14 protein-coding genes and 2 pseudogenes are annotated in these 13994 nt (G+C 42.2%); all 16 read left to right on the top strand.

The genetic code is table 11. From position 1 onward, the window contains the following. Nucleotides 1–26: 26 nt before the first annotated feature. The 16 genes and pseudogenes from ybeY to G574_RS0105305 all read left to right on the top strand — a co-directional run bounded on the left by ybeY (nt 27) and on the right by G574_RS0105305 (nt 13932). Nucleotides 27–524, top strand: coding sequence for an rRNA maturation RNase YbeY (ybeY, locus tag G574_RS0105375; RefSeq protein ID WP_029691298.1), 498 nt, complete (start codon nt 27–29; stop codon nt 522–524). Further along, nucleotides 505–906: a diacylglycerol kinase family protein gene (locus G574_RS0105370; protein WP_029691297.1), complete on the top strand. Its 402-nt coding sequence runs from the start codon at nt 505–507 to the stop codon at nt 904–906. Before ybeY ends, G574_RS0105370 begins: the two co-directional genes overlap by 20 nt. 65 nt (nt 907–971) lie before the next feature. After that, entirely contained in the window at nt 972–1871 is a 900-nt protein-coding gene (era, locus tag G574_RS0105365) for a GTPase Era (protein WP_029691296.1), read from the top strand. A 139-nt stretch (nt 1872–2010) separates the two neighbouring features. Then, nucleotides 2011–2487: an NUDIX hydrolase gene (locus G574_RS0105360; RefSeq protein ID WP_029691295.1), complete on the top strand. Its 477-nt coding sequence runs from the start codon at nt 2011–2013 to the stop codon at nt 2485–2487. 12 nt (nt 2488–2499) lie between these two features. Then, the gene (locus G574_RS0105355) at nt 2500–2976 is read left to right on the top strand and encodes an NUDIX hydrolase (protein WP_029691294.1); all 477 of its coding nucleotides are present in this window, start codon (nt 2500–2502) and stop codon (nt 2974–2976) included. 9 nt (nt 2977–2985) lie between these two features. Beyond that, a pseudogene (locus G574_RS10805) lies at nt 2986–3459 on the top strand (NUDIX domain-containing protein). Nucleotides 3460–3820: 361 nt separating this feature from the next. After that, entirely contained in the window at nt 3821–4651 is an 831-nt protein-coding gene (gene mutM, locus G574_RS0105345) for a DNA-formamidopyrimidine glycosylase (RefSeq protein ID WP_029691293.1), read from the top strand. Then, nucleotides 4648–5250, top strand: a complete 603-nt coding sequence (gene coaE, locus G574_RS0105340; protein WP_029691292.1) for a dephospho-CoA kinase — start codon at nt 4648–4650, stop codon at nt 5248–5250. The genes mutM and coaE overlap by 4 nt, the downstream gene beginning before the upstream one ends. Beyond that, nucleotides 5237–5839 (top strand): membrane protein YczE, encoded by a 603-nt coding sequence (yczE, locus tag G574_RS0105335; RefSeq protein ID WP_029691291.1) that lies wholly within the window; start codon nt 5237–5239, stop codon nt 5837–5839. Before coaE ends, yczE begins: the two co-directional genes overlap by 14 nt. A gap of 114 nt (nt 5840–5953) precedes the next feature. Beyond that, nucleotides 5954–7429 carry a helicase HerA-like domain-containing protein gene (locus G574_RS0105330; protein WP_029691290.1) on the top strand — a complete coding sequence of 492 codons (1476 nt, stop codon included), beginning with the start codon at nt 5954–5956 and terminating at the stop codon, nt 7427–7429. 100 nt (nt 7430–7529) lie between these two features. Continuing rightward, nucleotides 7530–8739 (top strand): annotated as a pseudogene (locus G574_RS10800) (multidrug efflux MFS transporter). Continuing rightward, nucleotides 8740–8886 carry a 50S ribosomal protein L33 gene (rpmG, locus tag G574_RS11300; RefSeq protein WP_084677579.1) on the top strand — a complete coding sequence of 49 codons (147 nt, stop codon included), beginning with the start codon at nt 8740–8742 and terminating at the stop codon, nt 8884–8886. It begins immediately after the preceding pseudogene. 44 nt (nt 8887–8930) lie between these two features. Continuing rightward, nucleotides 8931–9167, top strand: coding sequence for a preprotein translocase subunit SecG (gene secG / locus G574_RS0105320; RefSeq protein ID WP_017769533.1), 237 nt, complete (start codon nt 8931–8933; stop codon nt 9165–9167). A gap of 80 nt (nt 9168–9247) precedes the next feature. Then, nucleotides 9248–11611: a ribonuclease R gene (gene rnr, locus G574_RS0105315; RefSeq protein ID WP_029691289.1), complete on the top strand. Its 2364-nt coding sequence runs from the start codon at nt 9248–9250 to the stop codon at nt 11609–11611. A gap of 9 nt (nt 11612–11620) precedes the next feature. Then, nucleotides 11621–12091: an SsrA-binding protein SmpB gene (gene smpB / locus G574_RS0105310; protein ID WP_029691288.1), complete on the top strand. Its 471-nt coding sequence runs from the start codon at nt 11621–11623 to the stop codon at nt 12089–12091. Nucleotides 12092–12585: 494 nt separating this feature from the next. Beyond that, complete coding sequence (locus G574_RS0105305; RefSeq protein WP_029691287.1) at nt 12586–13932, top strand: 6-phospho-beta-glucosidase; 1347 nt, start codon at nt 12586–12588, stop codon at nt 13930–13932. Nucleotides 13933–13994 lie beyond the last annotated feature (62 nt).

The following is a 13994-nucleotide window of genomic DNA, read 5'->3' as shown; positions in this document are numbered from 1 at the left end:
GATACTAGGGGAATCGTATCTAATATATGTATATAGAGATGATTGACGAGACCGGACAAGTCTCTGAAGCGATCAAGAAGCAAACACTTGATTTGCTTGAATTTGCGGCTGAAAAGACAAGGAAAACAGATAAGGAGATGGCTCTTACCTTTGTGACTAATGAGCGGAGTCACGAGCTAAATCTGGAGTATCGTGACACGGATCGTCCGACAGATGTTATCAGTTTGGAATATAAACCAGAGACTCCCATTGTTTTTGATGAGGAAGATTTGGCAGAAAGTCCTGATTTAGCTGAAATGATGGCAGAATTTGATGCCTACATTGGTGAACTTTTCATTTCCATCGACAAGGCGCGTGAACAAGCTGAGGAGTATGGGCATTCTTTTGAACGTGAAATGGGATTCTTGGCTGTTCACGGATTCCTTCATATTAACGGTTATGACCATTACACACCAGAAGAAGAAGCAGAGATGTTTGGATTACAGGAAGAGATTTTAAGTGCCTATGGACTCACGAGACAATAAGCAAAAAAAATGGAAAAACCGAACCCTAACAGCTAGCATGGAGTTTGCCATAACTGGGGTGGTCAACGCCTATAAGGAAGAGCGCAATATGCGTAAGCACATGATTTCAGCTCTTCTAGCTATTATAGCAGGGCTTGTTTTTCAAATTTCAGCCCTAGAGTGGTTGTTTTTACTCCTAAGTATCTTTTTGGTCATTGCTTTTGAAATCATCAATTCTGCCATCGAAAATGTGGTGGATTTAGCCAGTGATTACCATTTCTCTATGTTAGCTAAAAATGCTAAAGACATGGCTGCGGGAGCGGTTTTGGTGATCTCGGTCTATGCCTTAATAACAGGCTTAATCATCTTTGTTCCAAAGATGTGGCACTTGATTTTTGGATAACATATAGAATTGCGTTTGATATTTGACTATCAGACAGTTAGTGAATAAAAGAAAGAAAAGAATTTATGTCATTTAAAAGTGGATTTGTGGCGATTTTAGGTCGTCCAAATGTTGGAAAATCAACCTTTTTGAATTATGTCATGGGGCAAAAAATTGCCATCATGAGTGATAAGGCGCAAACAACGCGTAATAAAATCATGGGTATCTACACGACAGATACGGAACAAATTGTCTTTATCGATACGCCAGGGATTCACAAACCTAAGACAGCCTTGGGTGATTTTATGGTAGAATCTGCCTACAGTACCCTTCGTGAAGTAGAAACAGTTCTCTTTATGGTGCCAGCAGATGAGGCGCGTGGTAAGGGTGATGATATGATTATTGAACGCCTAAAAGCGGCTAAAGTTCCTGTTATCTTGGTCATCAATAAGATTGATAAGGTTCACCCAGACCAGCTCTTGGCACAAATCGATGATTTTAAAGACCAAATGGACTTTAAAGAAATCGTTCCGATCTCAGCGACTCAAGGTAATAATGTTAACCGCCTCATGGAAATCCTTAAAGATAATCTTGAAGAAGGTTTCCAGTATTTCCCAGAAGATCAGATTACCGATCATCCAGAGCGTTTCTTGGTTTCAGAAATGATCCGTGAAAAAGTCCTTCATTTAACGCAACAAGAAGTGCCACATTCTATAGCTGTGGTAGTTGATTCGATGAAGCGTGATGAGGATACAGATAAGGTGCATATTCGTGCAACGATCATGGTGGAGCGAGATAGCCAAAAAGGGATTGTTATCGGGAAAAAAGGAGCCATGCTCAAGAAAATCGGAACCATGGCTCGCCGAGACATTGAACTCATGTTAGGGGATAAAGTCTTCCTCGAAACTTGGGTCAAAGTCAAGAAAAACTGGCGTGACAAAAAACTGGACCTGGCTGACTTTGGCTATAATGAGAAAGAGTATTAAAAACGTCTGGGAGATGTTTTTAACCCGAGCCCAAAAATAAAAAATCAAGGATAAGGAAGACATCTCTAGTAGCCTCCTCTTATTGGGATAAGAAAACAGTAGTAAATCGTTTTATGAGATAATTCTGAAAGGAGTTGACATGCCACAAGATTATATTTCCTATATCCGGTCTAAAGTTGGGCATGACAAGGTGATTCTCAACTTTGCTGGCGGTATTTTGGCTAATCAGGAAGGGAAAGTTCTTCTCCAGTTAAGAGGTGACAAGAAGACTTGGGCTATTCCTGGAGGGGCCATGGAGCTAGGTGGGTCATCTCTTGAGGCGGCTATTCGTGAATTTTATGAAGAGACAGGGATTGAGGTTCAAGCCAAGTGTTTGTTGAATGTCTATACAAATTTTGATGAGGTCTATCCAAACGGTGATCAAGTCCAAACAGTTGTTTTCATTTATGAACTGACAGCGACAGAGATTGGAAATATCAGTGATTTTCACAATGAAGAAACTCTGAAAGTAGCCTTTTTTACAAAAGAGGAAATTGACCAGCTAGACAGTATTTCTGATAAACATCGCTTGATGTTAAAAGAATATTTTGCGAGTGACTTTCAGTTAGGACGATAAAGGAGTTTTGACATGCCACAAGATTATATTTCCTATATCCGCTCCAAAGTGGGTCAGGACAAGATTTTTCTAAATTTTGCTGCGGGAATTTTATGTGATGAAGAGGGTGGAGTTCTCTTGCAATTAAGGGGAGACAGTCAAAAGTGGGGAGTGATTGGTGGTATCATGGAATTGGGCGAAAGTTCATCAGACACTGTCGTTCGTGAATTTCTTGAAGAAACGGGTATTGCTGTCGAACCTGTCAAACTGTTAAATGTTTATACTAATTTTGAGACGGTATTTCCAAATGGTGATGAAGCACAGACAGTTGGTGTCTTATATCAAGTAAGAGCAACGGAATCATTTTCGATTGACCATTTTGCGAATGAGGAGACTCTCCAACTAGCTTTCTTTTCAGCAGAAGAGATTGCACATTTAGAGCTATTCAGCCCGCAACAAAAAGTGATGCTGGATGAGTATTTTTCAGGACAATTCCAAGTAGGACGATAAAGGAGTCGTATGCGACCTAGTGAAGATGTGATTTTAACTAATATGTGCCTAGTTGAGGATAAAGACGGCTATTGTGTTGTCTAAATTAGGGACCCAAAACGGTATGACTGGTCAGGGGCAGTGTTTCCAGGTGAACATATTGAAAAAGGTGAAAGCCTGCACGATACTGTTGTTCGTGAAGTTTTTGAAGAGACGGGTTTAACGATTTCAAATCCTAAATTAGTTGGGGTTAAACATTTTCAAACGAGGGGAGACAAGATTAGATATTTGGTCTTCTTATATCGGACATCTGATTTTTCAGGGATGCTGAGATCTTCAGAAGAAGGAGAAGTCACATGGGTACCTCATCAGGATTTGTTAGCAGATAAGATTGATTTAGCGGATTCTATGGACGATATGCTTCCTATTTTCTTTGACCAGACGTCATCTGAACTCTTTTCTAAACGGGACGATAATGATGACTTAGTAAGGAAGTATTTTTAATATTTCCTTTTTGTTTAAGTGAAAATGTGAGAAAAAGGTATGTTTATGTTCGGACTTGAACATGTAATAGGGACTCTGTTACAAAGAAGTCCCATTCTTCTCCAAAGTTTACCTTCAAAATAATAGAAAGACGAGCGATTCTGACTAAAAATTGAACTCGAGCGAAATGCTCGATCTTAGATAGAGCTGTTCGTCACTTTTATTTATTAATTTGTTAGAAAGGAGAAGGGTAAGTTTGTGTTCTGACCTGAACACGGGCTACGGACGGTGTCAAAAAGATAAATACTACTTTGACGCGAGCGTCTTCAGTAGATTTCCTATTTTGACTGTGTCCGTTTAACGCCCTTTGTATCGTGATTTTATGCCTGAACTTCCTGAAGTTGAGACGGTTCGTCGTGGTTTGGAGAAGCATGTTGTTGGAAAGTCCATTCAAGACATTCGCTTTGCTTTTCCTAAGATTGCGGTGACGGGTGTGGATTCTTTTCGTCCACTGATTGATGGTCAGATGACCGTTCAAGCCATGCGCCGTCGTGGAAAATATTTGATTTTTGATTTTGGTGACTTGCTGCTCATTTCCCACCTGCGGATGGAAGGCAAGTATCTCATGTTTGAGAATCAGGAGAGTGTTCCTGACAATAAACATTTCCATGTCTTTTTCACCTTTACGGATCAATCTGTCTTGATTTATCAAGATGTGAGAAAATTTGGAACCATGGAAATGCTTTTGTCATCGCAAGAAGATGCTTATTTCGCTTCTAAGAAGCTAGGCCCTGAACCAACCAAAGAAGCCTTCAAACTAGCTCCTTTTGAGCGAACCTTGCTGTCCTCTACTAAAAAAATCAAGCCTTATCTTTTGGAGCAATCTTTAGTAGCTGGCTTGGGAAATATCTATGTGGATGAGGTTCTCTGGGCTGCTAAGGTACATCCTCTAAGGATTAGTTCCAGTCTTAAAAAAGCTGAAATCAAGCGTCTGCATGATGAAACTATTCGTATCTTGCAGCTTGGGATTGAAAAGGGTGGGTCAACCATTCGGACTTATCGTAATGCCTTGGGTGAAGATGGGACTATGCAGCAATTTTTAAGGGTTTATGGCTTAACGGGGCAGCCCTGCCAGCGTTGTGGAACAGCTATCGTTAAAATTCAAGTAGGAGGAAGGGGCAGTCATTATTGTCCCAAGTGTCAAAAATTATGACTATGACCATTGGAATCACTGGGAGTATTGCTTCTGGTAAGTCGACGGTGACAAACTATTTACGACAAACTGGCTTCCAAGTGATTGATGCGGATGCTATAGTCCATGAGCTCCAGGCTAAGGGAGGCAAACTCTATGATATTTTGGTTGATTTTTATGGAAAAAAAATCCTAGCTCCTAATGGCGAAATTGATAGACAAGCTCTTTCTGAGCAATTTTTCTCGGATAAGACTGTTCGTGCGGAGGTTTCTGCTTTGCAGAATACCATTATTCGGCAGGAATTGCTGGCGAGAAGAGATGACTTACTGCAAAAACATGAGGTGGTTTTCATGGATATTCCTCTCTTGTTTGAATTGGACTATCAAAGCCAGCTCGACCAAGTCTGGCTTGTTTATCTTGATCCCGCGCAGCAGTTGGAACGTTTGATGAAGCGAAATAACTATACAGAAGAACGAGCTAAAAAACGTATCGCTGCGCAGCTTTCTTTGGAGGAAAAGAAAAAGCTTGCTGATCAGGTGATCGATAATAGTGGTGAGTTGTCAGAGACCTATCAGCAGATTGATGGCTTGTTAAGGGAGATAAGTGATGTCTCGTCATAAGGTTATCCCTCAAATGCCTTGGACGGCTAGTAGCTTCTGGGACCTTAATCCAAAATCATTGTTAGTCTTGGTGTTTGGCTTGATTTTATTTGGCTTAGGAGAAGCTTGCCTGGTTTTGGCAAATCTAGGGTCAACGCCTTGGACGGTATTATCGCAAGGCTTGTCAGCACAGCTAGGAGTGCCCCTTGGGATGATGACCTTTATCATTTCTGGAATGGCCCTTTTGTCTTGGATTCCGATCAAAGTGAGACCAGGAATTGGGACGCTTTTAAATATGGTCATTATTGCTTGGGTGCTTGGAAGTATGGTTGAGGCATTTGATAGCCCAAAAACTTTGTTGGTGAGATGCCTTCTCACCATCTTGGGGATTTTTTTAGTTGGTCTCGCATCAGCTATTTATTTAACGTGTCACCTAGGATCGGGGCCGAGAGATGGTCTTATGGTAGGCCTTTGTCAAGTGACCGGTTTGAGGGTATCTGTGGTAAGGACAGCTATTGAAGTGACTGTGAGTCTTCTAGGTTGGCTCTTGGGTGGTACTTTAGGACTTGGAACTGTTTTATTTGCTATAGGTGTCGGCTGGGCCATGTAGCTGTCCCTTGATGGCTTGATCTCGCTTTTCGGTGATTCTAAGGTGTGAGTCTGCAGGCATTATGCTAAAATAAAGGTAATAGTGCTTTAAATGGAAAAAATGTAGGAGATGCATATGATAGAGATTCAAATCGGTTTGGGTAAGTCGCCTGTTACGCTGCCGTTAAGCATGTTAAATCGTCACGGGTTGATTGCCGGAGCTACAGGAACAGGGAAGACGGTGACGTTGAAAGTTTTGGCTGAACAGTTGAGTTTGGCAGGTGTACCTGTTTTTTTGGCTGATATTAAGGGTGACCTAAGCAATATCGCAAAGAAAGGCCAGCTGACTGATAAGCTCAGCCAACGCTTGGCAAAGATTGGCATCACGGATTATCAACCGCAGGCCTTTCCTGTCAGGTTATGGGATGTCTTTGGCCAATTTGGACATCCGACTAGGGCAACCATTACGGAAATGGGTCCCTTGATGTTGTCGCGTCTTTTAGGGCTTAATGAGACACAAACTGGTATTTTGACGATTGTGTTTAAAGTAGCTGACGAGAAGGGGTGGCTCTTAATTGACCTCAAAGATTTGAAGGCACTCTTGAAAGAGGTCTATGATCATGCCAGTGACTATTCTGCTCAGTATGGCAATATTGCTAAACAGTCTGTAGCTGCTATCCAGAGAAGTTTATTGGCTTTGGAGGAAGAAGGTGGCGATGTTTTTTTTGGTGAGCCGGCGCTGGAATTAGCTGATTTTATGGTAGTTGATGGTGAAAATCAGGGAATGGTTAATATTCTGAACGCTACTAAGCTTTTTCAGTCACCAACGCTTTACGCTACTTTTCTGATGTGGTTCTTGTCTGAACTTTATGAGACGCTACCTGAAGTTGGCGATCTGGATAAACCCAAGTTTGTGTTCTTCTTTGATGAAGCACATCTCTTATTCAAAGACGCACCCAAAGCTTTTGTGGAAAAGATTGAACAAATGGTACGTTTGATCCGTTCAAAGGGGGTTGGGATTTTCTTTATCACTCAAAATCCTTTAGATTTGCCGGAATCTATTCTAGCGCAATTGGGAAATCGTGTGCAGCACGCCCTTCGCGCCTATACGCCTAAGGAGATTAAGGCTGTTAAAACAGTGGCTGATACCTTTAGGCAAAATCCAGAGATCGATATCGCAGAAGCTATTACCACTCTTGAAGTCGGAGAAGCTCTGATTTCCTTTTTGACACCAGAGACTCAGCCGGCAGTTGTCGAACGCGCCTTTATTATGCCGCCACAATCCAGCTTTGAACCCCTATCAGCTATGGAGACCCAAGCACTGATTAACCAGTCACCACTCTATGATAAGTATGCAGAGGCTGTTGATCGCGAATCGGCTCATGAACTGCTAGCGGTAAAACTTGAAAAGGAACTCTCCCAAACAGCGGCAGATGAACAAAAAAAAGCCGATGAAAAGGCCGCTAAAGAAGTTGAAAAGGAAGCTCGACGCCAGGCCAGAAAGCCTAAGTCTGAGTTTGAAAAAGCGAGAGATATTTTTGTTAATTCAGCCATTAGAACGGTCAGTCGCGAGTTGGTGCGTGGGATTTTAGGCAGTCTTCGGAAGCGTTAGTAAACGGGGAGTTTAAAATCGTGAGAAGAATGTCAGGAGAATCGTTTTTTATGGTTAAATGTGGTATAATAGTGAGCATTGTGACACTAGAAAGAAGATGATGCCGATTCCTATAGAAATTGATTGGAAAAAGAATCTCAAGATAGCTTGGTTCGGTAGTTTTTCTTACTGGAGCAAGCTTTTCGCTTGTTATGCCCTTCATGCCTCTCTACGTTGAACAGCTGGGGACACGAGCTGGTTTGGTTGAGCTTTACTCTGGTTTGGCGATTTTCTTATCAGCCTTAGCTTCGGGAATATTTGCACCCATGTGGGGAAGGCTAGCCGACCGCTATGGGAGAAAGCCTATGATGATACGGGCCAGCTTTGTCATGACCCTAACCATGGGTGGTTTAGCCTTTGTCCCCAATGTTTTTTTGGCTTTTGGCATTACGCCTCTTAAATGGTATCTTTGCGGGCTACATTCCTAATTCCAATGCCCTCATTGCGTCACAGGTTCCTCAGGACAAAACAGGTTACGCCTTAGGCACTTTAGCAACAGGGGTGATCGGCGGTAGTTTGATAGGACCTTTGTTTGGTGGCTTTGTTGCAGAAATGATCGGTATCCGCAATGTTTTCTTGTTGGTAGGCTTTCTTTTGCTGATCGTTTCGATCCTGACTCCGTTTATGATCGAAGAAGATTTTCGACCGGTTGCTAAAATAGATACCTGCTCAACAAAGGAGCTATTTGATCGGATTAAGGACAGGCAGATGCTCATAGACTTGTTTGTAACCAGTATGATCATTCAGATCTCTGCCCAATCGGTTTCCCCAATCTTGACCTTATATATTAGACATTTGGGTCAGACAGAGAATTTGATGTTTGTATCAGGTGCTATCGTTTCAGCCATGGGCTTTTCTAGTATGATTTCCAGCTCACGTCTCGGGAAAATGGGGGATCGTATGGGAAATCATCGCCTGATTTTACTAGCTTTGCTTTATTGTGGGGTCATTTATCTTTTCCTAGCCAGGTCTGAAACCAGTCTGGAGCTTGGCATTTGGCGCTTTCTCTTTGGTTTTGGAACGGGAGCGCTAATGCTAGTGTCAATGCCCTTTTGACACGATTAACCCCAAAAGTAGGCATATCGCGGGTGTTTGCCTATAACCAGATGTTTACCAATTTTGGACAGGTCATAGGGCCCTTTGTTGGTTCAGCAGTCGCTGCAGGAATAGGCTATCAGTCGGTGTTTTATGTGACTAGTGCCATTGTCTTTTTTAATTTTATATGGAGCCTTATTAATTTTAGGCATTATCTCAGGAAAAAGGAAATTTAAGTGCGCATTAAGATTAATTTAAAATGTAGTGAATGTGGCAGTAAGAACTATTTGACCAGTAAAAATAAGATCACACATCCAGAAAAAATAAAGGTCCCTAAATACTGTCCAAAAGAACGGAAAGTGACCTTACACCTTGAATCTTAAAGGAAAATATGGTAATCTTGTAAGGACAGTATTGGAGGAAACAGATGTATAACTTGCTTTTGACAGCACTCTTAGTGATATCCGTTATTTTGGTGATTGCCATTTTCATGCAACCACAAAAGAATCCGGGGAGCAATGTATTTGATAGTGGTGGTTCAGAAGCCCTGTTTGAACGAACAAAAGCTCGAGGTTTTGAGGCCTTTATGCAACGCTTCACAGGTGTTCTTGTCTTCTTTTGGCTATTAATTGCATTTTTACTTGTTTTATTATCAAGTCGTTAAAGTGGGCCGTGACAATCGTCAGGCTCTTTTTTAAATCGTCAACAAACTGACAATGTATCAATTTATAAATTAAGGAAACTATGAAAGAAAAGATTTTACAGTATTTAGAGGAGCATGGGAAGTCAAATATTAATGACTTAGCAGCCAGCTTAGATATGGCAGGTGCTAAGAAATTCCCACTTCTGATTAAAGAAATTTCCAAAATGGAAAGTAAGCGAGAGCTTCGTTTTAATGACGATGGCATGATCTCGCTCCGAAAACCACAAGAAAAGAAAGAGCAAATCACTGTTCAAGGGATTTTTCGTGCCAATAAGGCAGGGTTTGGCTTTCTGTTTGTTGATGAAAATGAAGATGACATGTTTATCGGACGTAATGATGTGGGGCATGCCATTGACGGAGATACAGTAGAAGTAGTCATCAAGAAGCCAGCTGATCGCCTTAAGGGGACAGCGGCTGAAGCCCGTGTGGTCAAGATTGTTGATCATGCCCTGAAAACCGTGGTGGGTAAGTTTGTCTTAGATGATGCGAAGCCCAAATATGCGGGCTACATGACCTCTAAAAATCAGAAGATTCAACAGAAAATCTACATCAAAAAGGAGCCTGTGCTACTTGATGGAACTGAGATTATTAAGGTCGAGATTGAGAAGTATCCAACTCGTGGTCACGATTATTTCGTTGGTCATGTTCGTGATATTGTTGGCCATCAAGGAGATGTTGGCATTGACGTTCTTGAGGTCTTGGAATCCATGGATATCGTGTCAGAATTTCCAGAAGATGTTATAGCAGAAGCCAATGCCGTACCAGATGCGCCAAGTGCCAAGGACTTGGTGGGTCGTGTGGACCTCCGTCAGGAAATTACGTTTACTATCGACGGGGCTGATGCCAAGGACTTGGATGATGCCGTGCACATCAAACGTTTAGAAAACGGAAACTTTGAACTCGGTGTGCATATCGCAGATGTTTCCTACTATGTGACAGAAGGCTCTGCTCTTAACCGCGAAGCTGTTACCCGCGGGACATCAGTTTACGTGACAGATCGTGTAGTGCCAATGTTGCCAGAACGCTTGTCTAACGGGATTTGTTCCCTCAATCCCAATGTTGACCGTTTGACCCAATCGGCTATCATGGAAATCAATCCGCAAGGGAAAGTGGTTGATTATCAAATCTGCCAATCTGTTATTAATACGACTTATCGTATGACCTACAGCGATGTCAATGAGATGCTGGCTGGCAATCAGGAGATTTTAGACAAGTACAAGTCTATTGTGGATTCAGTACAGGATATGGCAGCTCTTCACAAGATTTTAGAGGACATGCGTGTGCGTCGTGGTGCCCTTAATTTTGACACGTCAGAAGCTAAAATTATCGTTAATGATAAGGGGCTACCTGTCGATATCGTCGTTCGTGAACGTGGCATTGCTGAGCGGATGATTGAGTCCTTTATGCTAGCAGCCAATGAATGTGTGGCGGAGCATTTTGCTCGCAAAGACTTGCCTTTTATCTACCGCATTCACGAAGAGCCTAAGGTTGAAAAATTACAAAAATTCATTGATTATGCTAGTGTCTTTGGGGTTCAAATTCAAGGGACAGCTTCTAAAATCACCCAATCTGCCTTACAGGATTTTATGGCAAAAATAGAAGGGCAACCTGGTTCAGAAGTTCTTAGCATGATGTTGTTGCGATCTATGCAGCAGGCACGCTATTCAGAGCATAATCATGGTCATTATGGCTTAGCTGCCGAGTTCTACACACACTTTACCAGTCCGATTCGGCGTTACCCTGACCTCTTAGTTCATCGCATGATTCGTGAGTACGCTAAGGGTGCCACAGCTGAAAGGCAAGACCATTTTGCTAGTGTTGTTCCAGAACTAGCTACATCATCCTCACAATTGGAACGTCGTGCCATTGATGCCGAGCGCGTGGTAGAAGCCATGAAGAAAGCTGAGTACATGGAAGAGTATGTGGGTGAAGAGTTTGAAGGTGTTGTCGCTTCTGTGGTCAAATTCGGCCTCTTTGTAGAGTTGCCAAATACCATTGAAGGGTTGATACATGTGACCACTCTACCTGAGTTTTATAACTATAACGAGCGTACCATGTCTCTTCAAGGGGAAAAATCAGGCAAGGTCTTCAAGGTTGGTCAACCAATCCGTATCAAGCTAACGCGTGCTGATAAGGAAACGGGCGATATTGACTTTGAATACTTGCCAAGTGACTATGATGTCGTTGAAAAAGTTGCTAAATCAGACCGCCAAGAACGAGGACGTAGTCGCCGATTTGATAAGGATCGTCGAGAATTAGATGATAAGGTAGGTAAAGGTTCTTATCGTGGTGAAAAATCCAAATCTGGTAACAAAGGCAGTCAGTCTAACAAAGGCAGAAAAGATAAGAACCCTTTTTATAAGAAAGCGGCTAAGAAGTCGCAAGCATCTAAAAAACGTAAATAGGAGGATTCCATGTCAAAAGGTACAGACTCCAATGTCTTAGCCCAAAATAAGAAGGCAAGACATGATTATACTATTGTCGATACGATTGAAGCAGGAATTGTCTTGACAGGAACTGAAATCAAATCGGTTCGTGCTGCCAGGATTCAACTCAAAGATGGTTTTGCCCAAATCAAAAATGGGGAAGCCTGGTTGGTTAACGTTCATATTGCCCCCTTTGAGCAAGGAAATATCTGGAATCAGGACCCCGAACGCACACGCAAGCTTTTGCTCAAAAAACGTGAAATCGACCGCCTTGCCAATGAGTTAAAAGGTAGTGGTATGACACTAGTTCCCTTGAAGGTTTACCTCAAAAATGGCTTTGCTAAAATCCTACTGGGACTAGCCAAAGGGAAACACGATTATGACAAACGCGAAAGCATCAAGCGCCGCGAACAAGACCGTGACATCAAGCGTGTCATGAAAAGCATGAATCAACGGTAATACCATTTCGTTTAAAAGTCTTCAGTTTTGAGCTGAAGATTGAGTTTGTAGACAAAGTCCTTTTCAGACTTTTCTAAGGTGATGTCGGACAGATCCAATAGTCGGGAGAGTGACTATTGGAGGTAGCAGATAAGGGAAGTTTGCCTTCCCTCCAATATCTCTTGAGCCTTTTGTCGCTTTCTTGTTTCCATACGACAACCTAAAAAGGTCTCCCAGACCTTTTTAGACCGAAATACTCCGAACACCTGAAACGTCAACGTTTCAAGCATTTTCATCACAGCGGAAAGTCTCGGTTTAGGACTGACTTCGCTCGCTTGTTTCTGCAGAGCTACTAACTTTAATTTTCCCAAATGTGGTTTGTCTACGTTTTGAGTCTTCAGTTTTGAGCTGAAGATTTTCTTTTTTCCTTTTTAAAGCGGAAAAAGTTCATTAGGGGATGGGCAACCTCTTTTGGTATACTTATAGTAAAAAGTAAGCGGATACAGGAGGTGTTTATGAAAACCGTAAAACTGGTTACAATAGGTGGTGGATCGAGTTACACGCCAGAATTAGTAGAAGGAATGATCCTTCGTTCAAAAGAATTGCCCATCTCAGAATGGTGGTTTGTCGATATTCCAGAAGGTCAAGAAAAACTGGAGATAGTTGTTGCTTTAGCTCAGCGTATGGTAACAAAAGCTGGGCTAGATTGGACGATCAAGGCGACGTTAGACCGTCAAGAAGCTTTAAGAGATGCGGATTTTGTCACGTCACAATTTCGTGTGGGTGGTTTGGGTGCTAGGTATCTTGACGAGACAATCCCTCTTTCGCATGGGGTATTAGGGAAAGAAACCAATGGTGCTGGCGGTATTTTTAAAGCCTTTCGCACCATTGAAGCATATAAACCGATTGTTGATGATATGAAACGGCTGTGCCCAGATGCCTGGCTAATTAATTTTACAAATCCTGCTGGCATGGTCACAGAGGCCTTGATCAACCGCTTGGGATGGGCAAAGACTATTGGCCTGTGCAATATTCCTATTGGTCAACATAAGGCTGCTGCCAAAACACTTGGTTTAAGGGACAGTGACATTACCTTGCGTCATGTGGGATTGAACCATTTTCATTTTCATGAAGTTTGGGATAAGAAGGGGCATAATCGTACGGATGAGGTGATTGAACGCTTTTATGGTGATTTAAAGGCAGAGGATCCAGATGTTGTTAAAAACATTACGGACCTGGACTATCCTATTAGCTTTTTGCGTTCACTCCATTTGCTACCTTGCGACTATCATCGCTATTATTTTGTGGAAAAGGAGATGTTGGCTGATGCTATCCAGCAATATCAGGAAGGACATGTCCGATCGGCTGTTGTCAAAAAAGTGGAGAAAGAGCTTTTTGACCGTTATAAAGATCCAAACTTAAAAGAGAAGCCGAAGCAATTGGAACAAAGAGGTGGCGCATATTACAGTGATATTGCTTGTCAAATTATTGTGGCTATTTTTAATGACACCCATCAAGAATTGACCGTTTCCACAGTAAATCACGGCGTTATACCATTCTTGCCTGAAAACTGTGTGGTTGAAGTCTCCTCCCTTATCACCTCACAAGGCGCCCTGCCACTCGCGACACCAAAAGTACCAGAGTTTGTTAAAGGCTACTTGCAACAGATGAAACAAATGGAGTTGGTGACTGTAGAAGCGGCCATGTCGGGTGACTACCATACTGCCTTACAAGCTTTTATGCTCAATCCCTTGATTCCGCATGATAACCAAACAGAAGCTCTCTTACAGGAGATGCTGCTAGCTCATCGTGATTACTTGCCTCAGTTTGCAGCATCCATTTCAAGGCTTGACGCTGAATAGTTTTAAAAAAAGAGCAAAATCACCAAGTCATGATAGAGATGTGTGAGTTTGCAAGAGGCCAT

Source organism: Streptococcus hyovaginalis DSM 12219 (genome assembly GCF_000420785.1).
In the GTDB taxonomy this organism is placed as follows: domain Bacteria; phylum Bacillota; class Bacilli; order Lactobacillales; family Streptococcaceae; genus Streptococcus; species Streptococcus hyovaginalis.
Note: the sequence above shows the minus strand (reverse complement) of the source record. Positions and strands in the feature narration are given on the sequence as shown.

Coding starts and splice junctions, on each gene's coding strand:
- ybeY (WP_029691298.1), top strand. CDS start 27: ATGTATATAGAGATGATTGACGAGACCGGACAAGTCTCTGAAGCGATC.
- G574_RS0105305 (WP_029691287.1), top strand. CDS start 12,586: ATGAAAACCGTAAAACTGGTTACAATAGGTGGTGGATCGAGTTACACG.
- smpB (WP_029691288.1), top strand. CDS start 11,621: ATGTCAAAAGGTACAGACTCCAATGTCTTAGCCCAAAATAAGAAGGCA.
- secG (WP_017769533.1), top strand. CDS start 8,931: ATGTATAACTTGCTTTTGACAGCACTCTTAGTGATATCCGTTATTTTG.
- rnr (WP_029691289.1), top strand. CDS start 9,248: ATGAAAGAAAAGATTTTACAGTATTTAGAGGAGCATGGGAAGTCAAAT.
- mutM (WP_029691293.1), top strand. CDS start 3,821: ATGCCTGAACTTCCTGAAGTTGAGACGGTTCGTCGTGGTTTGGAGAAG.
- yczE (WP_029691291.1), top strand. CDS start 5,237: ATGTCTCGTCATAAGGTTATCCCTCAAATGCCTTGGACGGCTAGTAGC.
- G574_RS0105355 (WP_029691294.1), top strand. CDS start 2,500: ATGCCACAAGATTATATTTCCTATATCCGCTCCAAAGTGGGTCAGGAC.
- coaE (WP_029691292.1), top strand. CDS start 4,648: ATGACTATGACCATTGGAATCACTGGGAGTATTGCTTCTGGTAAGTCG.
- era (WP_029691296.1), top strand. CDS start 972: ATGTCATTTAAAAGTGGATTTGTGGCGATTTTAGGTCGTCCAAATGTT.
- G574_RS0105360 (WP_029691295.1), top strand. CDS start 2,011: ATGCCACAAGATTATATTTCCTATATCCGGTCTAAAGTTGGGCATGAC.
- G574_RS0105330 (WP_029691290.1), top strand. CDS start 5,954: ATGATAGAGATTCAAATCGGTTTGGGTAAGTCGCCTGTTACGCTGCCG.
- G574_RS0105370 (WP_029691297.1), top strand. CDS start 505: ATGGACTCACGAGACAATAAGCAAAAAAAATGGAAAAACCGAACCCTA.